A 26,753-nucleotide genomic window follows, 5' to 3' on the forward strand; every position below is an offset into this window, starting at 1 on the left:
TCCGCATGAGGAGCGAACCATGCGCTGTCTCACCCCAACCCTGTGTTTGCTCGTCGGCTTCTACTCTGCGATACTGGCCGCACGCGCTGAATACCCTGCGCCGGCGCAGGCGGGCTTTCACCACTGTGCGCTCATCTATGACAAGGACACCCGCACGGCAGCCGATTTCGCCCCCTATGTCGCCTACGACAAGAAGCCCGCCTGGCTCTTCGACGCGTTCCTCTTTCTCATCCAGAACTCCGGCCGGGAGCGCGGCACGGAATACGGTCTGACCGAGAAGGTCGACTGGGAGTACCAACTGGACCGCTGGTTCGGAGCGGGGCGCGACCTCAAGGCGCTTGACGACGCGGTTGAAAACGCGACCCACTCCCTCGGCGCGCCGCCCGTGAAGCGGCGAATCATGTTGTCCATCCCGTATATCAATCGAGGGGTCTCCGAATTCGGTACCGTTGAAGGAAAGGCGACCGACCTGTCCACGGCCGCCGGCCGGGACGCTGCCGTGCGATGGTATCTCTCCGAAGCCGCCCGCCGCTTCGCGAACGCGCGGTATCGCCATCTTCAACTTTGGGGCTTCTACTGGATGCGCGAGGACATCCCGGAATCCGATGTCGCCTTAGTAAAGGCCGTCGCCGACCAGGTGCATCGCGCCGGATTTCGTTTGTTGTGGATCCCTTACCATGGCGAAACCGGGATCGAGCGGTGGAAGCCCGCCGGAGTGGATGTGGCGATCTACCAGCCCAACTACGCGTTCGGTACGTGGCAGAGCGGCGGTCGGATCGGCCGCAACCGGATCGCGGAAACAGCGCAGGCAGCCAGGGCGAGCGGTCTTGGCGTGGAGATGGAAGCATCGTCTCTCACCCGGAGTGCCGCCGGCAGACGCGCGTTTGCGCAATACCTCGCGGACGGCGCAGCCTCCCGATATGGTTATCAGGCGGCCGCGACGGCTTACTATCTCGAGACCGATCTCGTTGAGCAGACATCGCGATCCATCGATCCGGAAGCCCGCAGATCGTATGACATGCTCGCCCGGTACGTTACAAACGACCCCGTCCCCGACCCCGACGCGCCGATTACCTGGCGATGGAAATCGGCGGCAGGCATCCCAACCGCTGAAGCAAGATTTGGAGCGTCTCGACCCGTAGCCGCCGTTGAAATGTGCCTGAATCGGGGAGGCGGACCGGGATGGGGAGGGGTCGTCGAGGTTTCCGTTCTAAAAGCCGGCGCGCGGAAGTGGTCGCCCGGCGGCTGGGCCATTCGCGGCGTACAGCCTCCCGTTGAAAGAGGCTCTAAGTGGTTGTGGGTTCCCGTTGGCGGGGAAGCAACGGCCGTGCGCGCGCAGTTCCGCCCCGCCGGCGGCTCGGGTCCGCTGAGAGTGGCTTCTCTCGCCATCGACCCAAATGACGTTGCGGAGAGGAGAGCGCACATCGCGCTCGGTCAGCCCTATACCATCACCCCGGCCCGGCCGGGGAAATATGCGGATTCCGGCCATATGCTCACGGACGGAATCACACTGGGCGGCTTTCAGGCTGGGCGAACCGTTGGCTGGATGGCCAACGGGAACAGCGTCTCCGTATCCTTCGATCTGGGCCGCCCGATGCCGGTCTCGGAGATACAGGCATTCACCCAGGGCGGCGGCGTCGGGGCAGTGTCGTGGCCGTCGTCGGCGGTTGCTCTCTTCGCCGACACCGGTGCCCCGCCGCGCACGGCGGAAGGGCGTGGCGGCCTTCCAAAGGGATTCACGGTTGTGTCCGGCGGCGCTATTCGGGTCGACCGCCGCCGCGCCGCCGACGACATGGACGGCCACATCTCGTTTCTACCATCGAAGCCCCTCCGTTCCCGGCACGTCACGCTCGTCATGACCTCGGACCAGTGGCTGATGCTCTCCGAGGTGAGGATCTATGCGAATGGTCGCAACGTAGCGCCAACAGCCCGCTATAGCCTGCGACCGTTCGCCGGAGGCGGCGGAGAGGACCCGGATGGCGGATACGCCGACGACGGCGTCCGTTTGACCGACGGGGTTATCGCGCGCCATTTCAACCCCAGCCAACTGACCGGCTGGCGGGACGGCGAACCGCGTACCATTACGGTGGATCTCGGCTGGAGGCGTCCGGTACGCGAAGTGACGGTGTGGGTACTGCAAGGGGGCGAAAACGGGATCCATGCGCCACACAGGGTCTTTGTGGACACGTCGAACGACGGTGTTACATGGCAGTATCTCGGCGGAGTGGCGCCGTCGCAATTGGAGAGCGCCGATCGGAAGGTGTGCGTTGATCTGGCGTGCCGGATCTCCGCGCCGCAACCTGTCTCCGCCCGGTATGTCAGAGTTCGCGCCACCCAAACGCAGGAGTGGGCCATGTTGAGCGAGATCGAGGTGCACTGAGATGATGCCGTTCGTCGTGGTCGGGTTGCGCCGCGCCGGCCGGACGGTCGCAGTCTGCGCCCTGCTCGCCCTGATATGCGGCGGCGTTCGCGCGGGCGTCCAGGTCTCCTATACGATCTCCATACGTCCAAACCGTGACTCCGTGCATGTTTCCACCGAAATCCTCAACGACCCTGATCCAACCGTGACCATCGCGATGCCCGTCTGGGTTCCCGGCTACTATCGCCGTATCGACCAGTGGAAGGGTGTGTCCAATGTCGCCTTCAGTACCAACGGTCGCACCGTCACGACCTCCCATCCCACGGATTCCACCTGGAACGGCGCTCATGGCAGAGGCGAACCGCTGACAGTTTCCTATGACGTCAAAGTGCGAGAGTATGGCTTTGACAGCGGCGAGACGGCGACGACGATGGGACAGATGGGGGTTCACGTGGATGGCAACTCCGCATTTCTACACCCAGGGGTGGCCTGCATGTACGTGGAGGGTCACAAAGACGCCCCGTGCACCCTCTCCCTGAACCTCCCCGGCAAATGGAAGGCCGCGGCTCCGCTTCCGAGGGATGAAAATGGAGTCTTCACCGCTCCCGATTACGACGTTTTGAATGACAGTCCGGTACAGGCGGGAAGGTACACTTCGGTCTCATTCACCGCGCGAGGGCACGGATTCGAGATCATAACCACCGGGAAATGCCGCGTCTCCGAGCAAACGCTCATCCGGGTCTGCAAATCCGTGGCAGAGGCCGCCATCGACCTTTTCGGCGGTTGGGCGCCCTTCGACAACTACCAGTTTCACTTCCATTTCCCGCCAAAGCGCGCCTATGCCGGCGCAGGGCTGGAGCACCGGTCGAGCTGCGTGATCGTGTTCTCCGGCGACACCCGTGACGGCGATTTCCTGCAGCACGGCGCGCACATCGTGGCGCACGAGTTTCTACATGCATGGAACGTGAAGGCGTTGCGACCGACGGGGCTGGGCCCTTTTGACTATGAGAAGGAATCCCCTACTCCATCCCTCTGGGTGGCGGAAGGAGTCACCGATTATTACGCCTATGTCATCGGCGCGCGGGCCGGCCTCTGGACGCCGGAAGAAGCCCTCCGGCGCTTCTCCGTGCTGTGGCTGGACTACCATGCCTCCTCCGGCCGTACAACGACCAGCCTGGCCGACAGCAGCCTGCACGTCTGGCAATCGTCCGACCCAAGTTCCAACGGCTCGGGCGGCACCAACTACTACACGAAGGGCCTTCTGGCCGGCTGGCTTCTCGACGTCCAGATCCGCGCGGCAACCGGCGGCAAACGCAGCCTGGATGATGCCATGCGGCTATTGACGCGACAATACGCCGTCGCAGGCACGGCATACCCGCCTGACGCGCTCCTGGAGGCCATCCGGACGGCCACGGGCGTCGATGTCGCGAGCGCCTACAAGGCCTACGCCAGCGGGGTGGACGATCTACCTGTGAACTCCATTCTGCCATTGGCCGGTGTTGGGGCGGAGACCGTTGAGGCGCCGAACGTGATGCTGGGCGTCAACATCGAGCGCGGCTCAAAGGAAGCGCGGGTGGGCACGGTGGAGAAGGGATCGGCGGCGGAGGCAGCGCAGATTGCCCCCGGCGATCTTCTGCTGAAGATTGACGGCGAGCGCGTCGTCGTCGGGCAACGCCCGCTCCTCGCCGGGAAACCGAGGAAGATCGGCGACTGCATCCCCATCGTTATCCGACGGGACACCGAAGAGCGAACGGTCACGGTCGTGGTACAGGCAACGTCCAGCATCGAACTGACCTTGATGCCGGGGCGCTCTGCGGCGCAGACGGCCGTGTGGAATGGCATCTGGGCTCGAAGCGCCAACCGCGCCCGTTAGCACCCCGCCCGGGTCGCCGGGAAGCCGCAGGTACTCCCCCTTATTCGGGCCGGCCGTGAGCTTCCGTGCTTGATCGGTCGCCCATTCCGACAGCGAACGCCAAGTCTTCCAGGACGCCGGCGGCCAGCGCGGCCGCGGCGTCCGCAGCAGTCACCTCGGTGCCGGCCGGGACAACCATTTCGCCATCGGCAACAACATCGCGCTGGGTCACGTGGCCAATGACGTACTGGAACTCAACGTCCAGCCGTTCGCCTTCTTCGGCATTCATCTCCGGACTAACGCTGTCTTCCATTGCTGTTCCCTCCAGCGGCCCTGTTGCTGTGGGCCTGCGTCAAGCGGCCTTCGCGCCGCGTACAACCGCCGCGGCGCCCGGGAGCGGTTTGCACCGGATACGCCAGATCACGAGCGCTGCGAGGCACAGAACCGGAATTCCGACGTAGTTTAGCATCGGATTCGGCGGCCCTTCGGAAACCAGGCGGATGGCCCGAACTCCGTTTTCGGTGACCACCGTTGCGTATATGCGGTCACCCGGTTTGATGTCGTCGAGCGTACTGCCATCCGTCCGGCCATCCCGCGAGAGGACGATGCCCTCCGGGAGGCCGATTTTCACATCGCCGTCACGCACCGTCCGAACAACGGCCGTCTGCCCAGCCTTGTCGATCGACACCAGCACGCCTTCCACCGTTTGCGGCGGCGTTTGCGGAAAGAATGACTCCGACCCGTTCGCCGTAAGCGTGATAGGCGAGGTATCTACTTTGCCCGTCTTCAAGTCCATCGGGGCGGTGTTCTGAGGCGCCGCGGGAGCGGGGTCAGAGGCTGCGCGGGCGACGCCGCAACAGATGGAAGCCAGGGCCAGGTATACCGCCAAACGTGAATATCTCATCGATTCGTTACGATCCTTCGTCGGCAGGCCTCTCGTTTCGCCCGAGCCGCATTCCAAAGTATAACACGGATGCCCTTCCGCGGGCACGAACGACACAATCGGCGGTCCGGCCACTGGCCGTCCGCCGATTGATTCCCTCGTCTATGCAATTGTCAGGGTGTCTGGTTACCACCACGAGTTCAGTCTTGCGACTCTGTAAGCCGCCAGCAGTTCAAACCATTTCAGGTCGGGTTCCCGAACAGGTTCTTCGACATCATGCGGCCAGCGATATTCGCTGCGCGGCCCCGCTGCCACCGCGAGTGCGACAGGCTCCGCGAGCCCCAGATTGGCGGTTGGCGCTACGAGACGGAATGGACCGCCCTGCGGAAGCGTCGTCGGACGGGACAGACGGTGTACGACACCGGTGCTTGTATTGAGATATGTTCCCCGAGGAGCGCAATGTCCGCCGGCAAACATTTGATCGGCTGTCATTTCCATAGCCACGGTTTTTTTCTCCTTTCCAGTGACCTTTGTTCTACATATAAAGTTTACCCCACTGAGGGTTGCCGTATGTTTTCGTACGCGTTAACGTTAGGTTAATAGATTGAGTCAATCACGAATGATTGGACACGTCACAATGGGCCGAATTTATGAGTGCGGAACCGACCGGAGGCGGCGCGCCGGATAATTGGCACAAAGACCGCCGGAGATATCTCCATCCCCGACGGCCATGTGGCGCAAACCCGCAGCATGCAGCAGACGGACCGTGAGTCCCGCTACGCGAGGTCAAAGACGAGCACTTCGGCCTTGGACTCTCCGGTGATAGTGAGCAAACCCTCGTCGCGTACCGCGGCGCCGTCGCCCGCGGAAAGGGCGAGCCCGTTCAGGTTGACTGCTCCCGTGGCAATATGAACCCACGAGAACCTGCCTTCCGCCAGGTGGTGGTGGACGGCGGCGCCCGGTTCCAGCCTGGTTACATAGAGATCGGCGTCCTGGTGGATGGTCACGGAGCCTTCGCGCCCGTCGCGAGAGGCGACCAGGCACATTCGGCCTTGCCGCGCCGAATCCGGGAATTGCGTTTGCTCATAGGACGGCGTGAGCCCGTGCCTTTCCGGCATGAGCCATATCTGCAGTAAATGAACACGGTCCGCTTCCGAAGGGTTGAACTCACTGTGCGTTATCCCGGTGCCCGCCGTCATCCTCTGCACCTCATCCGGCCGGATGATCGATCCGTTGCCCAGGCTGTCGCGGTGCTCAAGCCCGCCTTCCAGCACAACGGTGACGATTTCCATGTCGCGATGCGGGTGTGTCGGGAAGCCACCGCCTGGCGCTATCCGGTCGTCGTTGATGACGCGAAGGCTTCGATAGTGGATGTGAGCGGGATCGTGATAGTCCCCGAACGAGAACGTGTGCCGGCTGTCCAGCCATCCCCAGTCAGTGACACCCCGCTCACTCGCGGGCCTGATCATAACCATTTCGCCGTTATCTTTCCTGATCGTTTGAACCGTGGCTGCCGCCGGCTGGCGAGAGCGCTGCCACCGGCGCTCCCCAGGTATCGCCGAAGGCGATCTCGTCAAGGGGCCTTCGCGTCCTTGGGTCCGTTTCGGACGCCCGGTAAGCCTCCGGCAGGGTAGCCGGGTCGCCCTCGTAACCGATGGCGATGGCGGTGGCGGCGTGAAAGCCTTCCGGAATACCGAATACCTCACGCGCCTTGTCCGGCAGAATCCCACCCATCTGGTGAACTGCCAGCCCGCGGGCCGTGGCCTCAAACGTCATGTTGGCGGATGCCGCCCCGAGGTCGTGTGCCGCCGAGCGGTTTGGCGCGTCGTTATGGGTGAAGGTCTCTTTCACGACGCCCAGCATCAGGACCTGCGCGTTCCGGGCCCACGCCTGATTCGCCGGGACAAGGCACTCAAGCACGCGAGCAAATTGCTCGGGCCGATCCCGGGTCGCGACGATGTAGCGCCACGGTTGCTCGTTAAACGAGGACGCGGCCCAACGCGCGGCCTCGAGGATGCTGCGCAGGTCCTCCTCGGAGACCGGCTGCGCTGTAAACGCGCGCGGGCTCCAACGCTGCACCAGAATCTCATGTATCGGGTTGTCAGTTTTCGCCGGTTTCGCCATTAGTAGTCCTCTTGCTTTCTGTGAGTCGCGGACCGCTGTCCCCGCGCCCGAGGCGCCGGCACAGCAAGCCCAAAGCCTCCTGTTCTCCGGGGGACAGGCTGGATAGCGCCTCGCGCACAACCTTAACGTGCTCAGGGAACAGCCGGGTGATCAGTTCTCGCCCGGTATCGGTCAGATGCACCGTTGAAAGGCGCCTGTCGCTTGCGTCGCGAACGCGCCGTACCATGCCCTGCTTTTCCAGATTGTCCACCACAAGCGTGATGTTGCCCCCGCTCTTCAGGAGTTTCTCGCTCAGAGTGCGTTGGCACATCGGCCCAAGATGGAAGACAGCCTCCAGAACGCCGAACTGCGTGACGGTGAGGGAGTGACGTGCGAGGTGCGCATTCGCCCTCGCGGAGACCGTGTCGGCGCAGCGAAGCAGCTTGACGAAAGTGTCCAAAGCCCTCCGCTCATCCTCTGTCCCGATATAGTGAGTTCCCATTGTACTTTAACCTCTAATGGTTTAACATCGAACCAAAGACGCGAGTTCCCGCGGTTTCGTGGGGCCGGGGGCAGTGCAATCGGGTGGCCGCGGCGTGGCGCCGCGGCCGTCGCAGCGTTACTGGTGGAGTTCCTTGTGGTCGCCGGTTTCCACGTAGTAGACCCGTTCACCAACGTTGGTGATGTGGTCGGCGATCCGCTCAAGACACCGCGCGATCATGAGGAGGGCGATTGCCTGGGCCGCCATTGCCGGCGTGGCGCGCGCTGATTCGACCATGGCGTTGTGGATGGCCTTATTCAGGTGGTCGACCTGGTCATCCTGCTCGATCATGCGCTGAACCATGTCCAGATCGCCGTTCACAAAGGCCTGCAACGTCTCGCGGAGCATCTGGCTGACCATCAGCGCCATTTCCTGAAGCTCCGGAGTGGGCGGCAGGGGCGGAAGGTCAAAATTGCGGGATGCCGTCTTTGCGATATCGACGCAATAGTCACCGATGCGTTCGATATCGGTGATGATTTTCAGGGCGGCGGCGATGACCCGAAGGTCCCTCGCCATCGGGTTCTGGAGGGCCAGAAGATGAAGGCAGTCGGTTTCGATGCTCAGATTATAGTCATCGACGGCATCGTCCTGGGCCATTACCTCGCGGACAAGTTCCGGGTCACGCTGGCGATATGCCGCAATGGACTTGTGGAGCATTTCCTCGACCACGCTGCCCATCCGAAGGACGTTTTGCTGAACGTCGTTGAGTTTTTTCTCGAATTGCACTCTTGGATTCGCCTTCTCTTCTTCCGGCATCATGGGCTCCTCTTCGACAATCATGGCGGCGCCATCTTCGTTCATGCGGTCCCGCCGGCGCTCAGCCGTCGAAGCCGCGTGGCAACCCCTGTAGCCGTATTCTAGCCAAATCTGCCGGTGATATAGTCTTCTGTCCGCTTGTCTTCAGGATTCGTGAAGATGATGTCGCTGCGCCCGACCTCAATCAGTTCCCCCATCAGGAAGAAGCCGGTCCGATCGCTCACACGGGCCGCCTGCTGCATGTTGTGGGTTACGATGACGATCGCCAGCGTCTGTACGAGTTCACGCATCAGGTCTTCGATCTTCAGCGTACTGATGGGGTCCAGGGCCGAGGCGGGTTCGTCCATCAGGAGGACTTCGGGTTCGACGGCCAGTACGCGAGCGATGCACAGCCGTTGCTGCTGCCCCCCCGACAGCGACATCGCGCTGCTCTTCAATTTGTCCTTGGCCTCGTCCCAGAGCGCCGCGCTCCGGAGGCTGTTTTCCACGATGTCGTCCAGATCCGAACGGTTGGGCTTGCTGCGAAGCCGTGGTCCGTAAGCTACGTTGTCGTAAATGCTCATCGGGAAAGGATTAGGCCGTTGGAACACCATGCCCACGCGCGTCCGAAGAAGCACGGGGTCAATCTCGGCCCCGTAGATTTCCTCGTCGTCAAGCGTCACACGACCCGTAACGCGGCAGCCGTCCACGAGGTCGTTCATCCGGTTCAACGTTCGCAAAAATGTGCTTTTGCCACAGCCGGACGGGCCGATGAGCGCCAGTATCTCGCGGGCGCGAACATCGATATCCACGGCCTTCAGCGCCTGGGTAGAGCCGTAAAAGACGCCCATGTCGCGAGTGGTCATCCGGACGGGGTTGTCCGATTTGTCGATCTTCTCATTCAGGCTGGCAACGAGGCGCGGCATGCCGGCGGTCGCCTCGCTGACGGGTGATTCGAGGTTCATCAGTGTATGGGGTCTCTCTTCCATAGCGCTTGCCATTGGGTGGTTACCAGTTCCTCTTCGCTCGCAGGCGCGACCTGATAATGATGGCGCCAAGATTGGTGAACAGAACGAGCAGCAGAAGTACCAGGGCAGTACCCCACTGGATAGACTGCGGGGCATCCGGCACCTGAGTCGCGATGATGTACAGATGATAGGGAAGAGCCATGATCGGCGACGACAGGCTGTGCGGCAAACCTTTCTGGTAAAACACCGCCGCAGTAAACAGGATAGGCGCGGTTTCTCCGGCGGCCCGGCCCACCCCGAGGATGGCTCCGGTCAGGATGCCGGGGAGCGCGCCGGGGAGCACTATGCGCCACACGGTCTGAAAACGGGTTGCCCCCAGGCCCACGCTGGCCTCCCGGAAACTGGCCGGAACGGTTCGCAACGATTCCTCCGTGGCGGTGATGATCAGGGGCAATGTCAGGAGGGCCAGGGTGCAGGCTCCTGAAAGGATCGACACCTGGAACTTGAGGAGCAGAACAAATACTCCGTATCCAAAAAGCCCGTAAACGATGGATGGCACACCGGCCAGGTTCACGATGGCAAGGCGAATTATCCGTGTCAGCGGACCCTGTTTCGCGTATTCGGACAGGTAGATCGCACTCAGGATCCCGACCGGAAGGGCGATGATAACCGTGCCGGCCACCAGGTACACGGTGCCCATAATGGCGGGGAAAATGCCGCCGGCGGTCATATGGTCGCGCGGCATGGCCGTGAGGAACTCCCAGGTCAGCGCCCGGCCGCCGCGCGCTATCAGTATCCAGACAATGGCTGTTACCGGCGCAACGATACACAGGGTTGCCACGGCGGTCAGCGCCACGGCGATGCTCTCCCCGATGCGCGGCTTGCCGCGCCGGATAGACCGCGGCGAGGTGATGGTTTCTTGCGTATCAACCATGTTTCGGCATCCTGTGCAGCGCCACATCGGCGACCAGGTTGATCGCAAAAGTGATGACGAAAAGGCACAATCCGAGCATAAACAGAGCACTGTAGTGATGGCTGTACTGGACGGTTTCCCCCATCTCGGCCGCGATGGTCGCCGTCATGGTTCGCACAGGCTGAAGCAGCGTGTACGGGAGAACGTTAACCATCTTGCCGTCTATCATCTTTGTCTGCGCAAATGCGTTTCCCGTGACCATCAGTACCGTCATCGTTTCACCGATGGCCCGCCCCACGCCCAGCATCGTGGCGGCCACGATTCCAGGGCGTGCCGCCGGCAAGAGCACGCGCCAGACCGTCTGCCAGCGGGTGGCGCCCAGAGCCAGGCTCCCGCTCGCGTAGTCCTTTGGAACCGACGTAAGCGCGTCTTCCGCGATACTCACGATCGTCGGAAGGGCCATGAAGGCCAGCATGATGCTACCGGTGAGGGCGACGGACCCGCTCTCCAGGTGGAAAAACTTTTGCAGGAACGGGCCAAGCGTGACAAGGCCGATGAATCCCACAACAACCGACGGCACCGCCGCGACCATCTCAATGGACGGCTTCAGAAATTCGCGGAGCCGCGCCGGCGCGATGATGGCGACGTACACCGCAGCCGCCACTCCGATGGGTATCGCGAAAGCAACGGCGCCGACCGTGACCAGCGCGGACCCAATGATAAGCGGCAGAAAGCCGAACTTTCCGTCGGTGGGATACCATTCAGACCCGCTGAGCAGCGCGCCGAGACTCGTGGTCCTCAACAGCGGGAGGGCATCCCGCAAAAGGAACACGAAAATCAGGATGACCAGGATGATCGCAGTGACGCCGGCCATGCGGATGACCGCCTCGGCGGCGCGTTCGGACAACCTGCGATGTAGTGGAAAAGCCATTAGCATTCGAAGCGGTTGCGTGGGGGGGGAAGCCCCCCCCACATAGACCGGCTATTTCACGGGGACGAACTCCAGCTTGGTGACCACGCTTTGCCCTTCCGGGCTCAGCACGAAGTCAATGAACTGCTTCTCCTCACCGGTCGGTTCGCCTTTGGTGTAGAAGAAGAGCGGGCGCGAAACCGGGTAGGTCTTGTCCAGCACGGACTTGATCGAGGGAGTGACATACGGGCCGGCGGCCGTCCTGGCCACGGATACCACCTTGATACCCGCCGACTTCGCGTACCCCAGCCCCACATATCCAATGGCGCCAGGATTCGTCTTCACCTCCTGAACGATCGCCTGCGACGACTGCTGCTGCTGAGCGGACGGCGCGTATTGGATAGCGGTGTTTTTCTCGTCGCCGTTGCGCAATACGTGATTCAGGAAGAAATCGTAGCTGCCGGAACTCTTGTCGCGGCTCACTATCGTGATCTTGCCGGATGGTCCGCCGACGGCACTCCAGTCGGAGACTTTTCCGGAGAAGATATCGCCGAGTTGGGCAAAGGTGAGTTTGGCGATGGGGCTCTTCTCGTTGACGATCACGCTCAAGCCGTCCTGGGCCACCACGATTTCCTTCGGGGTAAACCCTTTGGCCTTGGCGGCCTCAATCTCGGCCGGCTTCATAGCGCGTGACGATTCGGCGATGTCCGTTGTGCCCCCAAGGAGCGCCGTGATACCGGTGCCGGAACCGCCGCCCTGCACGGAAACCGAGGGGCTGCCAGCCTTCTTGCCGAACTCTTCGGCCCACGCCTGCCCCAGATTGACCATCGTGTTGGAACCGGCCACCGTGATGCCGCCGGCGGCGGGCGCAGGGCCGGAGGACGGCGTCTTATTACCGCAACCGGCAGCCAGCATAACGGCTGTCGAAGCCAGCCCGGCGATCAGGTACTGTCGTTTCATGGGTTGATCTCCTTATGATCTACTGACATGTTGCTCAGCGACTTTGCACTTGCGCTTAAGGCGGTATTAACGTTGCCTTAAGGAGCGCTTGCGTTAGTCTGCGGCCTTATACCCCACCCCGCGTACCGTCAGAATGCGCTTCGGGGCGCCGGGGTCCAGCTCCACCTTCTGGCGGAGCCAGCGGATGTGCACGTCGAGGGTACCGCGATCCAGGAAGGTATCCCCGCCCCACACGCGGTCCAGCAGAATCTCGCGGGTTAGCACGCGGCCGCGGTTCCGAAGCAGAATCTCCAACAGGTCCCATTCCTTGGGGCTCAGGAGCGTCTGGACACCGCTGACCGTGAGTTCGTGGCGCGCGATATCCATCGATAGCCCCTCCGCGGTTAGAATCTCGTCCGCGGTGGCGGGCTGTCCGGTTCTGCGCAGAATCGCGCGCACCCGAGCTACGACTTCGCGGGTTGAAAAGGGCTTGGACACATAGTCGTCCGCACCGAGTTCGAGACCGAGCACGCGATCGAACTCTTCGGCGCGAGCGGTGAGGATGAGTATGGGCAGCGTCGAACTCTTTCGGACCGCCCGGCAGACCTCCCAGCCGGACACGCCGGGCAGCATGAGGTCCAAAATGATCAGGCTGGGTGGGCGGGAGCGGACGACCGCCAGCCCCGCTTCACCGTCTGCGGCGGTTTCCACCAGGAAACCTTCCTGGCGCAACGCCCACGCGACGCCATCCGCGATCGCTTGCTCGTCTTCGATGATGAGAATGGTTTCAGACATAATTCGGCTCATTGGGGCGCCACGGGGAGGCGCACGGTGAATACGGATCCGCGACCCGGAGTACTGTCCACTTCTACGCCTCCGCCGGCGGTTTCCGCGAGATGTTTGACAATGCTGAGGCCCAGGCCCGTGCCGCCCAGTTCTCTGGAGCGCGCGCGGTCCACCCGGTAAAATCGCTCGAATATCCGCGTTTGGTGCTCGGGCGGGATCCCGATCCCGTGATCCGTAACGCGAACCTCTACAAAACCGCCGCTTTCTCTGCCGGACACTTCAACCGCTCCCCCGGACGGCGAGTATTTTACGGCGTTTTCCACGAGGTTGGTGATGATTTGCCGCACGGCTTCTGGGGTAGCGAACGCGCGGAGCATGTGCGGGACCGTCACCAATATCCGGATGTCCTTCGCCTCGCGAAGGTGCTCCAGTTCGTTCGCCACTTCGGAGGCGATCGAGCTGACGTCAACAGCCTCGAAGGACAGCGGCTGGCCGGATTCGGCGCGTGCCAACACCAGCAGATCGCCCAGCAACGCCACGAGCCGCCTCGTGGAGTCGAGGATGTGTTTCAGGAAATGCCGGGCAACCGTTGGATCGTCCAGCGCGCCGTCGAGGAGATTCTCCGCCATCGTCTGAATCCCGGAAACCGGGGTCCTGAGCTCATGGCTCACGTTGGCGACGAAGTCTTTGCGCACCCGTTCCAGGTGAACGCGATCCGTGATGTCGTGAAGAACCGCCACGGCTGCCTGTGACGGCCCTTCACCGGCGGCACTCACGACGGCACGAATCTGGCGAGGGTTCGGGAACAGGAGCTCAATGTCGGTGTAGTGTGTTGCGCCGGAATCCAGCGCACGGTGGATAGCGGCGTCGAGTGGCGCACTCATCGTGCATTCGATGACGGTTCTCCCACTAGAGTCGGGACCGCATTCCTCGAAGAGTCCCCGGGCGGCCCTGTTCACCATTTGAACCCGGGCAGCGCGATCCACCACCAGCACTCCGTCGGCCATCGTGTCCATGACGGCCTGCAGATGCGCTCGCTCGGATTCCGCGCGCTCGGCTCTCTCGTTCGCGGACGAAAGGAGCCCGGAGAAGGTCTCGGCCAGGTCCTTCCATTCGTCACGAGAAGCGACGCGCGGCCCGCGGGCGGAAGGCCTGCGAGACCACTCCAGCAACGCTTCCAGCGGAGCGCCCACCCGCGCCGAGACCCACCATGCGCCGGCGATCCCTACAACGGCCACGACGGCAATGGCGCCGTACAACCCCATAGCGAGATCCGCAATGAGCGCCGCGCCGGCGGCTGCCAATGTCAGAGCAAGCACGCTCGCGAATACCATCCAGCGTATCGAGTGGAAGAGGCGCATAGGGTGAATCCGATTCAATACACTTACTTGCAGTGCAGGTTGGCCTTCATACCGTGGGTGAATTCGTTATCCTTCACGAAATCCGTCAGGCTGAAGTCGCCGGACGGAACCGACAGTGTCAGGTCTGTCGATGCGCCGGGCTCGAGCCGCGGCGTTTTGCGATCTACGGATGGCCCCTCAAGATAAATCCCGTGCGGTTGTTTCCCGGTGTTGCGCATCTTCAGGGTAACGGTGCCGGCTTGGACCGCGGCGGGCTCCACCGTGATATTCCATTCCTTAATTGTAACCGTTACGGTAGCTCCTGAACCTGCTACCAGGGCCGCGGGCGCCGCTGAATTCGATGGCCCCGAGCCCACGGGCTTGCCGCAGCCCGCCAATCCAAACGTCAGCCCTGCAAGGGCTATCAATGTGCGTGACTTCATATCTTCTTAACTCTCCTTCGCACCTTATCGTGCGGCGGGAAACGCCCGAATGGCAACGGCATGCAGGCGCTTTAACCATGCGTTAATGCTATCTGAATACACCTTAAGACGTCCGCAAGACTCCCAAAAGGTGGGCCCCATAGGGTTAAGGGCAGGGGCCACACCATTTTCTACCGGCTCCCCCACCCCTCAAAAGGAGACGAACTTGAGGAAGTACGCTACTATTGCGGCGCTGACGCTAGGGGCAGCTCTGTTCCGGCCGGCGCTGGCGCAAACGAGCGACGTTGCGCCCGATCACTGGGCCTACAAGGCGGTTCAGGATCTTGCATCCAAGGGGCTTGTTCTGGGATACCCGGACGGCAAATTCCTGGGCCCGCGGACACTCACCCGCTACGAAATGGCAGCCATCGTCAAGCGCGTTGTGGACCGGCTGGAAAACAAGCCCGAACCCACAACCCCCGCCGTAACACCGACAACGCCCGCCCCGCCCCCCCCGTCGGCATCACCGGAGGACCTTGCCGAAGTCCGCAGACTCGTTGAGGAATACAAGACAGAGTTGACGGTGTTGGGCACGGACCTGGCCGGCATCAAGACGCGGCTCGACGATCAGGACGGCAAGCTCACAGCGCTTGAGGAAGCCATCAACGATCCTGAAGGCCCCGTTCAGGCAACCGCCACCGACGTGGCCGGCCTGAAGAAACTGGCGATCACCGGGTTCACCCAGTTCTGGGGGCAGACCCGCTCCGACAGCAAGAGCGGTATTCAGCCCGGCGGAGTTCAGGGCAACTACGATGGTTTCGTGATGCGCCGCGCCCGCCTGAAAGCAACCTACACCGCACGCGACAATAACCAGTATGTGCTGCAACTTGCCGCTGACCGAGGCAACGCGGTGACTATGCGCGACGCCTACATGTCTTTCCCCCTGAAGCGCGCCACCAGCCTGGACCAGCCCCTCACCCTGACGGCCGGCCAGTTCAACATTCCGTTCGGATATGAGATTGGCCAGAGCGACACGGATCGCGAATTCCCCGAGCGCAGCCGCGGCGAAGGCATCATTTTCAGCGGCGAACGCGACCGCGGCCTTCAGGTGAACGGCTCACTGGGCAATCGGGCCCTCCAGTACTGGCTCGGCGTCTTCAACGGCGGCGGGATCGGCGATACCGGTCCGACCACCTATGTTGACCAGAACTCCCACAAGGACCTTTCCGCGCGCCTCCTTTACGCTCCGCCAACAGGCACGCTGGAACTTGGCGTATCCGCTTACGCCGGTAAGTCCAACGATCCCAATGGAACATCCACCACGGCGGGCAAAGTGTACAGCGACCACGACCGGACGCGCTATGGCGCCGAACTGCGCTTCTACGGTATTCCCGAAACCGCCATCAAGGGCGAATACGTCGTCGGCAAGCAGTATAACTCCTGGAACAACTCCACGTCCTCCAACTTCGATTCAACCAACTTCCGCTACTGGTACGGGCAGATAACCCGCAACATCGGGATGAAAACGGCCGTCGCCGTTCGCTACGACAGCTACGACCCTAATACGAACGAACCGATCGCGGGCACCCCGTTGTCCAACTTCGTGGCCATTCCGACGCTGGGCTTCCTGGTTCAGCGCACGATCAACCCCAACACCAAGTTCACGGTGGCTTACGAAATGCCGCGCCTGCCTGATCCCAAGAACGGGACGCCCAGGCCCAAACAGAACCTGCTTACCACTCAGTTCATGTTGAAGTTCTGAGTCGAGCGGGCAACAGAAGGGAAAGATGATGAAAGTCAACAAGATGATGATGGTCGCGGCAGGGTTTGCCGCCCTGACAATACCCGCGGTCGCCGGCGTCACGTTGAAGGGATCCGACACGATTCTGCCGCTGGCCCAGGCGCTGGCTGAACAATACCAGGCCAGTCACAAGAACGCCGATGTTTCGGTTACAGGCGGCGGGTCCGGGGTCGGAATCACCGCGCTGGTCAACGGCAACACCGACATCGCGGACGCCTCGCGGCCGATCCAACCGAAGGAGTATGACCAGGCGAAGGCCAAAGGATTCATCCCGAAGGCGACCCGGGTCGCCAAGGATGGCATCTGCGTCATCACCAATAAGAGCACCGGCGTCAACGAGCTGACCATGAAGCAGATCGGCGGGATTTACTCCGGCCGCATCAGCAACTGGAAGGAAGTCGGCGGACCCAATCTGCGAATCGTCGTTGTCGGCCGCGACTCCTCTTCGGGCACCTATGGCTTCTTCAAGGACACCCTGTTCCCCGGCCAGCCGTACCGGAGCGATATGCTGGCTATGCCGAGCAACAACGCGATCGCCCAGGTCGTCTCCCGCGATGCCGGAGCGATCGGATACATCGGCCTCGCCTACTACGAGAAATGGTCCGGCAAGGTGAAGGCGGTTGCCGTAAAGGAAGGCGCCAAGGCGATCCTGCCCAGCACCGGCACCGTATCCGACGGCTCCTATCCGCTGTTCCGCTACCTGTTCATGGTGACGCGCGGCAGCGCATCGGGCGAAGTAGCCGATTTTCTGAAGTTCGCGCAGAGTTCCGAAGGCCAGAAGATCGTCTCCAAAGTCGGATACGTTCCGCTGAGATAAGCCTCGCTATGAGGGCTGGGGGAAGCACGCCTTCCCTCAGCCCTCGCCTCTCAGCACTCAGCCCTCCGCCCTCAATCCCTCACCCCGATCGCGGCGAGCAGTTTCTCCAGGGCATTGAAGTCCACCGGTTTGACGAGGTGGTGCCGGAAGCCGGCTTCGCGCGATCTTCGCTGGTCGTCCTCCTGGCCGTATCCCGTTAGCGCCACCAGTGTGGCTTTTGGCAGCAGATGGTTCTCGCGGAGGCTCCTCGCGACCTCGTAACCATCTATTCCCTGCAGCCCGATGTCCATCAGCACGACGTCCGCGTCCGATGTCCGAGCGAGGGCCAACGCTGCCTGCCCGTCGTGTGCCAACTGGACCTCATAACCCCACAGCTCCAGGATCTCCGCGAGTGTGCGGGCAACGTCAAGGTTGTCCTCTACGAGCAGGATGCGGCGCCTGGCTGACCCCGTGGAGCGCCCTGGTTTGGCGGGCTGCGGTTGATCCGCCGGAGGCGAGCCCTGCACGGGAAGCCGGATGACAAACTCCGCACCTTTGCCGATACCTTCGCTCCGCGCCGTAACCGAGCCACCGTGCAACTGTACGAGGTTCTTCGCGACGGTCAGTCCGATGCCGAGACCGCGCTGGTCCCGATCCAGCGCCCTGTCCCCCTGCGCGAACAGGTCGAAGACGTTCTCCAGCATGTCCGCCGAAATACCCACGCCTGTGTCCTGAACGCGCACGATGCACTCCGGCCCTTCCCCGTCTACCGTCACCGCGATTCGCCCTCCGGGTTCCGTGTACTTGGCCGCATTGGAAAGGAGATTGGACAAAACCTGCGCCATCCGCACCGGGTCCGCCCAGACATACAACGGCAGTTCCGGCATGCGCACGTCGATCACGTGGCGGCGCGCATTGATCAGAGGCTGGGCGGTCTGGACCGCCTGGCTCACGATCGGGCGAATATCGATGTTTTCGCGTCGCAGTTCGATCTTGCCCTGAGTGATACGGGAAACATCAAGGAGGTCGTCAACGAGTCGGGCCATATGGTGCGTCTGCCGCTCGACGACCTCCAGCGTCCGCTGAAGCGACGGATCCGCGTTGCCATGCAAGCGGATCAATTCTCCCGCGTTCGAGATGGCCGCCAAGGGGTTCCGAAGCTCGTGGCCCAGCATCGCGAGAAACTCATTCTTCGCTGTGTCCGCGAGCTGAACTTTCTGGTACAGCCGTGCGTTGTCAACCGCAACGGACGCCCGTCTCGCGAGCTCGGTGGCCAGTTCTCGATCCGATTCCGTGAAGATGCGCTCCGACTCCGACGCCATGAAGGAGATGACGCCAAAGACCCGGCCGCGGGCTCGCAGCGGCACGGAAATCGCCGACAGCGGGTTGACGATGTGCCAGGCGTCTCGAAGACTGTCGTTGGCTTCAGCGGCGGCGACATCCGCATCCGTAATCTGCGGGCGAATGAGTGGGACGCCGGATTCGAGCACCGCCCGGACGGGGTGCGGAACGTGAGGAGGGGTCACGGCACTTCGCGCCAGTTCCTTCAGCGCCCGCTCTTTATCCGGATCGATATGGGCAAACGAGGTGATGTGGATGGCGTCCGCGTCATCCACCGTGTGAATAGTGCAGCAGTCCGCAAGGAACGGGACAGCGATGCGGGTCAGGTTATCCAGTGTCGTCGAGTAGTCCAGCGACGTCGCGAGCGTTTCGCTGGCTTCGACAAGGAATCGCAACGCCTGTTCGGCCCTCGTGCGCTCGGACATGTCCACCATCGAGCCGATCATCCGGATGGCGCGGCCCTGCGAGTCCCGCATGATATAGCTGCGGTCGAGGATGCTCGCCCACGTACCGTCCCCCCTCCGAAATCGGTATTCGCCGGACCAGTACGACCCGCCGCCGTTTACGGTCTGCCAGACCTGCTCTACAATCTGCTCACGGTCGTCCGGATGCGTCCCTTCGAACCACCACCGGCCATCGAGACTCGCGCTGCCGGGAGGATACCCGAGGACGGTTGTAACGGCGTTGCTGTGATGCAGCTTCCCCGTGAGCAAATCCCAGTCCCAGATAATATCATTGGTCGCGCGCTCCACGAGGCTATAACGCTCTTCGCTCTCTCGAAGCGCCTGCTCCGCCAACTTGCGCGCAGTGATGTCGATATTGACTCCGCGGACGCCCGCTTTGGAGCCATCTTCATCGTAGATGACGACGGATGTCGCCTCGATCCACACAACGCGGCCATCGCTGGCGATGCAGCGGAACTGGCTGACACCCCCATTCCCCGAGTTATACGAATCCCAGGCTTCACGCTGCGCTCGCTCGCGGTCGTCAGGGTGAACCAGGGTCACCCAGAAACCGTCCGGATCCAGCCATACGGCCGGCGGGTAGCCCAGCAAGCCTTCCGCGAAGGCGCTGACATAGTTGATCCGCTGCCGAGATTCGTCGGGCTCGTTCCAGAATTCCCACACGATCGCCGGCACCCGCTCCAGGAGGTTGTCGAGCCTTTGCCGCTCTTTTCGAATCTGGTCAAACAGGATGCGGACGCCTTCTTCGGCGCGAGTCCGTTCGGTTACATCTTGCACGACCACAAACCGGGCGGGGCGGCCGGCATGGACGATACTGTGCGACGTAATCTCGACATCGAGGACACTACCGTCCTTGCGGCGATGGCGCCACTCGCCCTGCCGGATCGTTCTGGGATCGGTCGATGAGACGACCTTGAGCATGGCGGGAACGTCTTCGGGGGGGCGGATATCAGCGATGGTCATGCCCAGGAGCTCATCGCGCGTGTAGCCATACAGCCGGACCGTCGCTTCGTTCACCGACACAAACCGGAGCGATTCCTGGTCGTAGACGAACATCGGCGACGGGCTGTCGGCGAAGAAACGGGAGAACGGCCCTTCGGAGGCAGCGGAGACTTCGGTTTTTTGGGAATCGGATTGATCCATAGGTCACCCTTGGGTTCGCGGATGACACAGCCCTCCACTGGACGCCAAACCCCGATTGCCGCGAACGCTCTATTGCGTTCCATGATAGGCCAGCCCGGTCACTCGGTCAACACGATAGAGTCATACATTGGGCCTATAATGGAACAATCGAACTGCGCAGGCTGATGAAGGGTACAGGAAGTATGAACTCCCAGCCGTTCCTGAATATCGCACTGGACGCCGCCGGCCTCTCCGCCCCGCTTGGGCACGATATCCGCTGGCTAGATGCCGCACTGGGAGATGTCCTGACCGAACACGAAGACCCATCGGTGATGCGAGTCGCGAGGGGTTTGTATGCATGCGAGGACACGGGCGACCCCGGCACTCTTCTCTCGCGAATCCCGGAGCTCAGGGACCCGATCACCGTCCAACGGGTGCTTCGCGCGTTCACGGTCTTCTTCCAACTCCTGAACACCGCGCAGCAGAAAGAGATCGTCCGGGTGAACCGCGAGCGCGAAGCACACGCGGGAGTGGCCCCTCGCCCCGAGTCAATCGCGGACGCAGTCCGTGTGCTCGCCGAAGCCGGTGTATCCGCCCAGGAGATGCAGGCTACTCTCCTCAGGACCGATATCTGCCCCACCCTGACCGCCCATCCAACCGAGGCGCGCCGGCGGTCGGTGCTCGACAAGCTGCAGGCCGTCGCCGAGGCGCTCGCGGTGGAAGCGGGAGCGGACAGGCTATGGTCCGGACCGCTGGCGGCTCACGGACAGGCGGAGAGCGACCTGCGCCGCGCGCTCACGGAACTCTGGCAGACAGACGAACTCCGGTCCACTCCCCTGACTGTCGAAGACGAGGTTCGGAATGTGCTCTATTACCTCGAACACACGATTCTGGACGTCGTGGCGTGGCTGCATGAGGACGTCAAAGCTGCCCTGACCCGATACTATCCCGGCGGAGCCTTCGAGATCCCGCCGTTTCTGACGTACCGATCGTGGGTTGGCGGTGATAGAGACGGCAATCCGAACGTCACCGCCGACGTGACCTGGCGAACCCTTCTGAGCCATAAACGGGTGGGCCTGGGGGCGTGGAGGCAGCGATGCGCCGCTCTTCAGGGCGAGCTGACGCAAAGCCTGCGCCAAACGCCGGTCTCACCGGAGCTGCTGGATTCCATTGCGTCCGACCGGGAAGCGGTGGGGAGCCTGCCCGAGTCCGAGCGTCGGTTCGCGTTGGAGCCATACGCCCTCAAACTGGCCTACATGCAAGTCCGCCTGGATGCCGCGATGGACCATCTCGATGGGCTGGAGGATTTCCGCGCCGAAGGCCCCGCATTTGTGCCCCGTCCGCCGGCGTATTCTTCAGCCGATGAACTCCTGGATGACCTCCGCCTCATCCAGCGCAGCCTCCGCGCGAACCGGGCGGCTGTTCTCGCCGACGAGGGGCCATTGGCACGCCTCGTCGCGCAGGTCGCCACTTTCGGATTTCACCTCGTTTCTCTCGATGTCCGCCAGCACAGCGACGAGCATTCCGCGGTCCTTGAGGAGATACTCGGCGTTGCGGGCGTTCTTCCGCCGGGCCGGACCTACGGGTCGTTGGACGAGGGCGAACGCGTTCGGCTGCTGACGGCGGAACTATCCCAACCGAGGCCGCTCCTGCTGCGCGACTGGTCGGGCTCCGATCGAGCGCGAAATGTCCTTGAGGTCTTCGAGGTGATCCGTCACGCGCAGCGGTATCTTTCACGCCAGGCGGTGACCGCTTACGTGATCAGTATGACCCACGGCGTGAGCGACATTCTGGAGGCCCTGCTCCTTGCGCGAGAGGCCGGACTGCTGCGCTGGAGCCTCCTCGGCGACAGCCTGGAGATGGAAAGCGATTTGGATATCGTGCCGCTGTTCGAGACTATCGACGATCTCAACAGTTGCGACAAGCTGATGCGCTCGTTGTTCTCCAATCGCGCCTACCGCAAGCATCTGACCGCCCGCGCGGCGTTCCAGGAGATCATGCTCGGCTACTCCGATAGCAGTAAGGACGGCGGATACCTCGCAGCCAACTGGGCGCTTCATGCCACGCAATCGCGCCTCGCCTCAACATGCCGGAAGGCCGGAATACAACTCCGCCTGTTCCACGGCCGCGGCGGCACTGTGGGCCGGGGGGGCGGGCGCGCAAACCAGGCGATCTTGTCACAGCCGGCGAGAAGCTCAAACGGGCGCATTCGGTTCACCGAGCAGGGTGAGGTGGTGTCCTACCGCTACAGCCTGCCTCCGTTCGCCCACCGCCACCTTGAGCAGATCGCCAACGCGGTCCTGTTGTCATTCGGGCATCCCCGTCAACGTTTGCACGCGCGCAGCGAGTGGCACAATGCCGCTGAACTGCTGGCCGGGGAATCGCGCCGGGTGTATCGAGAGCTAGTTTACGACGACCCCGAGTTCTGGGATTTCTACACTCAGGCAACGCCCATCGCCCATATCGGCGGGCTATCGATCGGATCGCGGCCGGCCCGCCGCCCGGGCGGACGCGGCAGCGGTATCGACGACCTGCGCGCCATACCCTGGGTCTTCGCCTGGGTTCAGAGCCGCTACGGAGTACCCGGCTGGTACGGAGTGGGAAGCGCGCTGCAATGGTATGCCGACCGGCAGCCCGACGGCCTCCAAACGCTGCGTGCGATGTACAAGGGCTGGCCGTTCTTCCGAACGCTCATTGACGATCTGCAGTTGGAACTGCTTCGGGCACACATGCCAACGGCCGCCATGTACGCCGCCAGCGTGCGCCCATCCTCGCTTGGCCAACGCATCGATGGCGTGATCGAACGGGAATTCGCCCTCACCCGCGACTGGGCGCTGCGAATCACCGGCGCTCCCGAACTGCTCGAATACGCGCAAGCCGTTCGCACGATGGTGTCGATTCGAAATCCCATCGTGATGCCGCTGAACCGGCTGCAAGTTGCTCTGATGGAAAGCTGGGGACAGCTGGCATTCCTGTCCGACGACGAAGAGGGCACCGCGTGGCGCGACGCCGTGATGTTGAGCATCGCCGGTGTTGCGGCGGGGATGCAGAGCACAGGCTAGCGCCCCGGATTAGGCCTTCGGAAGCGTTACCGTCACCTTCGTTCCCTGCCCCACCGCGCTCTCGAAGGCGATGGAGCCGCCGTGTGCTTCCACGATGCCCTTGCAGATGGACAGGCCCAAGCCGGAGCCGCCGCTAGGGCGTGTGCGGGATGGGTCCACCCGATAGAACCGCTCTCCAAGATGCGGGAGATGTTCGGCGGGAATCCCGGACCCCGTATCGGAGACAGTCACGCGAACAATGTCCCTCTCCGCTTGTGCGCTTGCTGTGATGGTTCCATCCGCCGGAGTGTAGCGGATGGCGTTTTCGATCAGGTTGGCGAACACACGGACCAACTCATCCTGGCACCCCAGTACACACAGCGATACGTCTGGAGCGTCCAGGTTCACCTGTGGTCCATCGCCGCGTGGCGTCGACGCGATAGCGCCCAGCAGTATCTCGCGGATGGGCAGCGCCGTCTTCTCCTTGCCCAACTGCCCCGCATCCGAGTGGGCCAGGACCAGCAGGTTTTGTACGAGACTGGCGGCGGTATCGGCTGCGCGGTTGATTTCGTCCATCGCCTGATGGTAGTCATCGGGCGAGGGATTGCCGGATAGGGCCAGTGACGTATTGGCCTTGATGATGGTCAGCGGCGTGCGCAATTCGTGCGATGCGTCCGCGGTGAATCGGCGTTGTTCGCTGAAAGACTCGTCCAGACGGCTGAGCATGGCGTTGAAAGTGCTGGACAATTCCGCGAACTCATCCGTGCCGGTCACGGGGAGGCGTTCCGATAGATCTTGCGCGCTGATGCGCCCGGCCGTTTGCGTAAGGCGCCGCACGGGCGCGAGCGCCCTTCCGGTGAGAAGGGCTCCGCCGAGGCCCGCCCAAAGCAGCGCGACCGGGATGAGGGTCAAAAGGGCGCGGTTGACGCCCTCCATGGCGTTGTCCACATCGTCGAGGGGCGTCGGTATCTGAACCACGCGGTCGACCCGCCCGCTTGGAGGAATCGGCACGGACAAGACCCTGATCCGTCCGTCTTCCGCCTGAATCGTCGAGTAGACCCGCCGTCCGCCGCGCGCAGTCGAAGCCGCGGCTTTGTCCCACGGCTCGTGCGCTTCCGGTGGAAAAATGGCGGCGCCGGTCAGGTCGATCACTCGCGCCCGATACCGGCTGGAGCGCCCCGCGGGCCCGCCGCCCAGTCCCGGACCGAGCATCGGTCCGCCGCCGCGGCGCAAACGCGCATCGGGTGGTCGATCCTCGGGGGGAGGCCCGAGGTCCGGTCCGCCCCGTCCATCCATGCGTCCGCCATCGGGCGGCCCACCTCGACCATCGCGAAGCCCCGGCGGACGAAGGAGCGGTCGCGCCATGCGGTCGAGTTCGCGGTCGACAGACGCAAGCATCGTGGCCCGTACGGTGTACTGGATGAAGCCTCCCAGCACGCCCAGCATCACGGCCAGCGTGACGATGTTCCAGACGATCAGCTGCGTACGTACCGAGCGCCAGCCCAGTCTCCGCCCGGAACCGGTGGGGGCTTTCATCCCGCTGCCTCCGTCCCTTCCGGTCTCCGCAATGCGTACCCGAAGCCGCGAACGGTGTGGATCAGGCGGTCCGCGTGTCCGTTGTCAATCTTCTTCCGAAGGAGACCGATGTAGACGTCCACCGTGTTCGAATATGACTCGTCGTCGCCCCAGACATTTTCCTGGATGATCTCCCGGGTGAGCACCTGACCTTCGTTGGCGGCGAGCGCTTCCAGCAAATCATATTCGCGCCTGCTGAGCATGATCTCCACGCCTGCGCGCGTCACCCGCCGGCGCCCGGTATCCACTTCGAGGTCCGCCACCTGGAATACGCGCGAGCGGTGCACCTTATCCCGTCGAAGAAGGGCACGCATACGCGCCAGCAACTCCGAAAAATCGAATGGCTTTGGCAGGTAGTCGTCCGCCCCTATATCCAGCCCGTGGACGCGATCCTGAACGGTGCCGCGCGCGGTCAACATCAGGATGGGAGTTTGAACACAATTTCTTCGAAGCTCTTCGCACACCGTCCAGCCATCCATCTTCGGCAGCATCAAATCGAGCACAATCAGGGCGTGGACTCCCTCCATTGCCGCGTCGAACCCGGCCCGGCCGTCCTCCGCGGTATCCACAACGAACCCCGCCTGCTCCAAGCCGCGCTTGACGACCCGGAGGATCGCGGTTTCATCTTCTATGACCAGCACCCTCATCGAATACCTCCCGCCGTTCCACGCCGGCGAATCCGCCCGCCACCTCGATGATACACCCGGCACGTGAAAACCAAATGAAAACCCGCATAGGAATCGAAGCCGCCGCGCCTTCAGGAATTCCGGACGGAACCTCACCAAAATACTTTTTGGAGGCTGCGGGTTTTCACGTTCATTTCATAACCCTTCGGTATCATCGTAGTGTCAGGAAGCGGAGACGATGGAGTCTCCAATCGAATCCTGACGGAGACGAAGGAGGGTATGACGATGCAGAGCAGATTTGGAAAGATCGGAACGGTGCTCGTCGTGATGGGACTGACAGCAATCGCCGTGGGAATCGCCGTGGCGCAGGGCCCACGCGGTGGGGGGCGCCGCATGGGTCCAGGCATGGGTCGGCCCATGGGCGGCGGCCAGGTCATGACGGCGGCGAACGCTCCCGTTCAATCTCTGGAATCGGCGCTTAACCTGACAGCTGGCCAGAAAACGCAGATTCTGGCCATTCAGCAGGCGTTTCGCCAAGCTGTTCGCGAACAAATGCCTCCGCCGCCTGCTGACGGCAACGGCCCGCCTGACCCCGCGACCATGAATGCGATGATGAAGAAGGTACAGGCGCTTGACAAGACATACAGCAACCAGGTCGTAGCGGTCCTGACTGCTGACCAGAATAAGCTCCTGACCCGCTTCCTTAACGATGCAAACGACTTTCGGCTGGTGCGCATTCCGCCTCCGGCGATCCCGCTTCTAAAACTCACGGACGATCAGCGGGCCAGCATCCACGCCATCGCAGTGAAGGCCAGGACGGCCCTCGATGCGATCTTCAACCAAACGCCCAGTGACAATCAGATAGGACCGGATCGTGCCGCCATGGCGCAGATAACGCGCAGCGCCCACGAATCCGCGCTCGCCGTGCTGACCGCTGATCAAAAGGCGATTGTCGCCAAGTTCAATACCGGTCGCCCCGGCGGCCCGGACGGCGGTCAGATGGGGCCGCCCGACGGCGGTCGCCGCGGTGGCCCTGGCGGCGGCGGCCGGATGGGCCCGCCTCCGGGTGGTCCTGATGGCGGACCGATAGGGCCTCCTCCGGGTGGACCTGACGACGGGCAGATGGGGCCTCCTCCGGGTGGTCCTGATGGCGGACCCGTGGGCCCGCCCCCGGGAGGAGACGGCGGCGGATTCTAGCCAGCGCAGACTGGTTGAGCGAGAGGGGGGGGCCCCCAA

The 26,753-nt window shown here is 62.7% G+C and carries 22 protein-coding genes; 6 read left to right on the forward strand and 16 right to left on the reverse strand.

Annotation, left to right across the window (positions count from 1 at the left end):
• The first annotated feature begins 19 nt into the window (after positions 1 to 19).
• On the forward strand, positions 20 to 2,380 hold the full coding sequence (locus VGM51_17315; GenBank protein ID HEY3414801.1) for a DUF4855 domain-containing protein: 2,361 nt from the start codon (positions 20 to 22) through the stop codon (positions 2,378 to 2,380).
• 1 nt (position 2,381) lies between these two features.
• The gene (locus VGM51_17320; protein ID HEY3414802.1) at positions 2,382 to 4,232 is read left to right on the forward strand and encodes a PDZ domain-containing protein; all 1,851 of its coding nucleotides are present in this window, start codon (positions 2,382 to 2,384) and stop codon (positions 4,230 to 4,232) included.
• Between the two features lie 40 nt (positions 4,233 to 4,272).
• Here the strand turns inward: VGM51_17320 and VGM51_17325 are convergent, their stop codons facing one another.
• The 13 genes from VGM51_17325 to VGM51_17385 form a co-directional block, all read right to left on the reverse strand.
• Positions 4,273 to 4,524, reverse strand: coding sequence for a hypothetical protein (locus tag VGM51_17325; protein HEY3414803.1), 252 nt, complete (start codon positions 4,522 to 4,524; stop codon positions 4,273 to 4,275).
• Positions 4,525 to 4,563: 39 nt separating this feature from the next.
• Positions 4,564 to 5,115, reverse strand: a complete 552-nt coding sequence (locus VGM51_17330; GenBank protein ID HEY3414804.1) for a hypothetical protein — start codon at positions 5,113 to 5,115, stop codon at positions 4,564 to 4,566.
• Between the two features lie 755 nt (positions 5,116 to 5,870).
• A complete protein-coding gene (locus VGM51_17335) occupies positions 5,871 to 6,569 on the reverse strand; it encodes a pirin family protein (protein ID HEY3414805.1) in 699 nt (232 codons plus the stop codon).
• A gap of 7 nt (positions 6,570 to 6,576) precedes the next feature.
• Entirely contained in the window at positions 6,577 to 7,218 is a 642-nt protein-coding gene (locus VGM51_17340) for a nitroreductase family protein (GenBank protein HEY3414806.1), read from the reverse strand.
• Entirely contained in the window at positions 7,196 to 7,699 is a 504-nt protein-coding gene (locus VGM51_17345) for a MarR family transcriptional regulator (GenBank protein HEY3414807.1), read from the reverse strand. The genes VGM51_17340 and VGM51_17345 overlap by 23 nt, the downstream gene beginning before the upstream one ends.
• Positions 7,700 to 7,816: 117 nt before the next feature.
• Positions 7,817 to 8,539 (reverse strand): phosphate signaling complex protein PhoU, encoded by a 723-nt coding sequence (gene phoU, locus VGM51_17350; GenBank protein ID HEY3414808.1) that lies wholly within the window; start codon positions 8,537 to 8,539, stop codon positions 7,817 to 7,819.
• Positions 8,540 to 8,595: 56 nt separating this feature from the next.
• Entirely contained in the window at positions 8,596 to 9,399 is an 804-nt protein-coding gene (pstB, locus tag VGM51_17355; protein HEY3414809.1) for a phosphate ABC transporter ATP-binding protein PstB, read from the reverse strand.
• An 82-nt stretch (positions 9,400 to 9,481) separates the two neighbouring features.
• A complete protein-coding gene (gene pstA / locus VGM51_17360; protein HEY3414810.1) occupies positions 9,482 to 10,375 on the reverse strand; it encodes a phosphate ABC transporter permease PstA in 894 nt (297 codons plus the stop codon).
• A complete protein-coding gene (gene pstC, locus VGM51_17365) occupies positions 10,368 to 11,285 on the reverse strand; it encodes a phosphate ABC transporter permease subunit PstC (GenBank protein HEY3414811.1) in 918 nt (305 codons plus the stop codon). The genes pstA and pstC overlap by 8 nt, the downstream gene beginning before the upstream one ends.
• A gap of 51 nt (positions 11,286 to 11,336) precedes the next feature.
• On the reverse strand, positions 11,337 to 12,224 hold the full coding sequence (locus VGM51_17370; protein HEY3414812.1) for a phosphate ABC transporter substrate-binding protein: 888 nt from the start codon (positions 12,222 to 12,224) through the stop codon (positions 11,337 to 11,339).
• A gap of 93 nt (positions 12,225 to 12,317) precedes the next feature.
• Complete coding sequence (locus tag VGM51_17375; GenBank protein ID HEY3414813.1) at positions 12,318 to 12,998, reverse strand: response regulator transcription factor; 681 nt, start codon at positions 12,996 to 12,998, stop codon at positions 12,318 to 12,320.
• A gap of 8 nt (positions 12,999 to 13,006) precedes the next feature.
• The gene (locus VGM51_17380) at positions 13,007 to 14,350 is read right to left on the reverse strand and encodes an ATP-binding protein (GenBank protein ID HEY3414814.1); all 1,344 of its coding nucleotides are present in this window, start codon (positions 14,348 to 14,350) and stop codon (positions 13,007 to 13,009) included.
• A 23-nt stretch (positions 14,351 to 14,373) separates the two neighbouring features.
• Complete coding sequence (locus tag VGM51_17385; protein HEY3414815.1) at positions 14,374 to 14,772, reverse strand: hypothetical protein; 399 nt, start codon at positions 14,770 to 14,772, stop codon at positions 14,374 to 14,376.
• A gap of 205 nt (positions 14,773 to 14,977) precedes the next feature.
• On the opposite strand from VGM51_17385, the gene VGM51_17390 reads away from it, so the two are divergent.
• Both VGM51_17390 and VGM51_17395 read left to right on the forward strand, forming a co-directional pair.
• Positions 14,978 to 16,513, forward strand: coding sequence for a porin (locus VGM51_17390; protein HEY3414816.1), 1,536 nt, complete (start codon positions 14,978 to 14,980; stop codon positions 16,511 to 16,513).
• A gap of 25 nt (positions 16,514 to 16,538) precedes the next feature.
• Positions 16,539 to 17,369: a PstS family phosphate ABC transporter substrate-binding protein gene (locus VGM51_17395; protein HEY3414817.1), complete on the forward strand. Its 831-nt coding sequence runs from the start codon at positions 16,539 to 16,541 to the stop codon at positions 17,367 to 17,369.
• Between the two features lie 71 nt (positions 17,370 to 17,440).
• On the opposite strand, the gene VGM51_17400 is transcribed toward VGM51_17395, so the two are convergent.
• A complete protein-coding gene (locus VGM51_17400; GenBank protein ID HEY3414818.1) occupies positions 17,441 to 20,296 on the reverse strand; it encodes a PAS domain-containing protein in 2,856 nt (951 codons plus the stop codon).
• Between the two features lie 182 nt (positions 20,297 to 20,478).
• Here VGM51_17400 and ppc point away from each other — a divergent pair, with 182 nt between their 5' ends.
• Positions 20,479 to 23,337 carry a phosphoenolpyruvate carboxylase gene (ppc, locus tag VGM51_17405; protein ID HEY3414819.1) on the forward strand — a complete coding sequence of 953 codons (2,859 nt, stop codon included), beginning with the start codon at positions 20,479 to 20,481 and terminating at the stop codon, positions 23,335 to 23,337.
• Positions 23,338 to 23,346: 9 nt separating this feature from the next.
• Here ppc and VGM51_17410 read toward each other — a convergent pair whose 3' ends face one another.
• Together VGM51_17410 and VGM51_17415 are read right to left on the reverse strand one after the other, a co-directional pair.
• Positions 23,347 to 24,852 carry an ATP-binding protein gene (locus tag VGM51_17410; protein HEY3414820.1) on the reverse strand — a complete coding sequence of 502 codons (1,506 nt, stop codon included), beginning with the start codon at positions 24,850 to 24,852 and terminating at the stop codon, positions 23,347 to 23,349.
• Entirely contained in the window at positions 24,849 to 25,538 is a 690-nt protein-coding gene (locus VGM51_17415) for a response regulator transcription factor (GenBank protein ID HEY3414821.1), read from the reverse strand. The genes VGM51_17410 and VGM51_17415 overlap by 4 nt, the downstream gene beginning before the upstream one ends.
• A 264-nt stretch (positions 25,539 to 25,802) precedes the next feature.
• Between VGM51_17415 and VGM51_17420 the strand changes: the two genes are divergently transcribed.
• A complete protein-coding gene (locus VGM51_17420) occupies positions 25,803 to 26,714 on the forward strand; it encodes a hypothetical protein (protein HEY3414822.1) in 912 nt (303 codons plus the stop codon).
• The last annotated feature ends 39 nt before the right edge of the window (positions 26,715 to 26,753 follow it).

This window comes from Armatimonadota bacterium (genome assembly GCA_036504095.1).
Taxonomy (GTDB): Bacteria; Armatimonadota; DTGP01; order JAKQQT01; family JAKQQT01; genus DASXUL01.

What these genes read in the sequence shown, in the direction of transcription:
- VGM51_17315 (HEY3414801.1), top strand. Translation starts at nt 20, where the DNA reads ATGCGCTGTCTCACCCCAACCCTGTGTTTGCTCGTCGGCTTCTACTCT.
- VGM51_17320 (HEY3414802.1), top strand. Translation starts at nt 2,382, where the DNA reads ATGATGCCGTTCGTCGTGGTCGGGTTGCGCCGCGCCGGCCGGACGGTC.
- VGM51_17325 (HEY3414803.1), bottom strand. Translation starts at nt 4,524, where the DNA reads ATGGAAGACAGCGTTAGTCCGGAGATGAATGCCGAAGAAGGCGAACGG.
- VGM51_17330 (HEY3414804.1), bottom strand. Translation starts at nt 5,115, where the DNA reads ATGAGATATTCACGTTTGGCGGTATACCTGGCCCTGGCTTCCATCTGT.
- VGM51_17335 (HEY3414805.1), bottom strand. Translation starts at nt 6,569, where the DNA reads ATGGTTATGATCAGGCCCGCGAGTGAGCGGGGTGTCACTGACTGGGGA.
- VGM51_17340 (HEY3414806.1), bottom strand. Translation starts at nt 7,218, where the DNA reads ATGGCGAAACCGGCGAAAACTGACAACCCGATACATGAGATTCTGGTG.
- VGM51_17345 (HEY3414807.1), bottom strand. Translation starts at nt 7,699, where the DNA reads ATGGGAACTCACTATATCGGGACAGAGGATGAGCGGAGGGCTTTGGAC.
- phoU (HEY3414808.1), bottom strand. Translation starts at nt 8,539, where the DNA reads ATGAACGAAGATGGCGCCGCCATGATTGTCGAAGAGGAGCCCATGATG.
- pstB (HEY3414809.1), bottom strand. Translation starts at nt 9,399, where the DNA reads ATGCCGCGCCTCGTTGCCAGCCTGAATGAGAAGATCGACAAATCGGAC.
- pstA (HEY3414810.1), bottom strand. Translation starts at nt 10,375, where the DNA reads ATGGTTGATACGCAAGAAACCATCACCTCGCCGCGGTCTATCCGGCGC.
- pstC (HEY3414811.1), bottom strand. Translation starts at nt 11,285, where the DNA reads ATGGCTTTTCCACTACATCGCAGGTTGTCCGAACGCGCCGCCGAGGCG.
- VGM51_17370 (HEY3414812.1), bottom strand. Translation starts at nt 12,224, where the DNA reads ATGAAACGACAGTACCTGATCGCCGGGCTGGCTTCGACAGCCGTTATG.
- VGM51_17375 (HEY3414813.1), bottom strand. Translation starts at nt 12,998, where the DNA reads ATGTCTGAAACCATTCTCATCATCGAAGACGAGCAAGCGATCGCGGAT.
- VGM51_17380 (HEY3414814.1), bottom strand. Translation starts at nt 14,350, where the DNA reads ATGCGCCTCTTCCACTCGATACGCTGGATGGTATTCGCGAGCGTGCTT.
- VGM51_17385 (HEY3414815.1), bottom strand. Translation starts at nt 14,772, where the DNA reads ATGAAGTCACGCACATTGATAGCCCTTGCAGGGCTGACGTTTGGATTG.
- VGM51_17395 (HEY3414817.1), top strand. Translation starts at nt 16,539, where the DNA reads ATGATGAAAGTCAACAAGATGATGATGGTCGCGGCAGGGTTTGCCGCC.
- VGM51_17400 (HEY3414818.1), bottom strand. Translation starts at nt 20,296, where the DNA reads ATGGATCAATCCGATTCCCAAAAAACCGAAGTCTCCGCTGCCTCCGAA.
- ppc (HEY3414819.1), top strand. Translation starts at nt 20,479, where the DNA reads ATGAACTCCCAGCCGTTCCTGAATATCGCACTGGACGCCGCCGGCCTC.
- VGM51_17410 (HEY3414820.1), bottom strand. Translation starts at nt 24,852, where the DNA reads ATGAAAGCCCCCACCGGTTCCGGGCGGAGACTGGGCTGGCGCTCGGTA.
- VGM51_17415 (HEY3414821.1), bottom strand. Translation starts at nt 25,538, where the DNA reads ATGAGGGTGCTGGTCATAGAAGATGAAACCGCGATCCTCCGGGTCGTC.
- VGM51_17420 (HEY3414822.1), top strand. Translation starts at nt 25,803, where the DNA reads ATGCAGAGCAGATTTGGAAAGATCGGAACGGTGCTCGTCGTGATGGGA.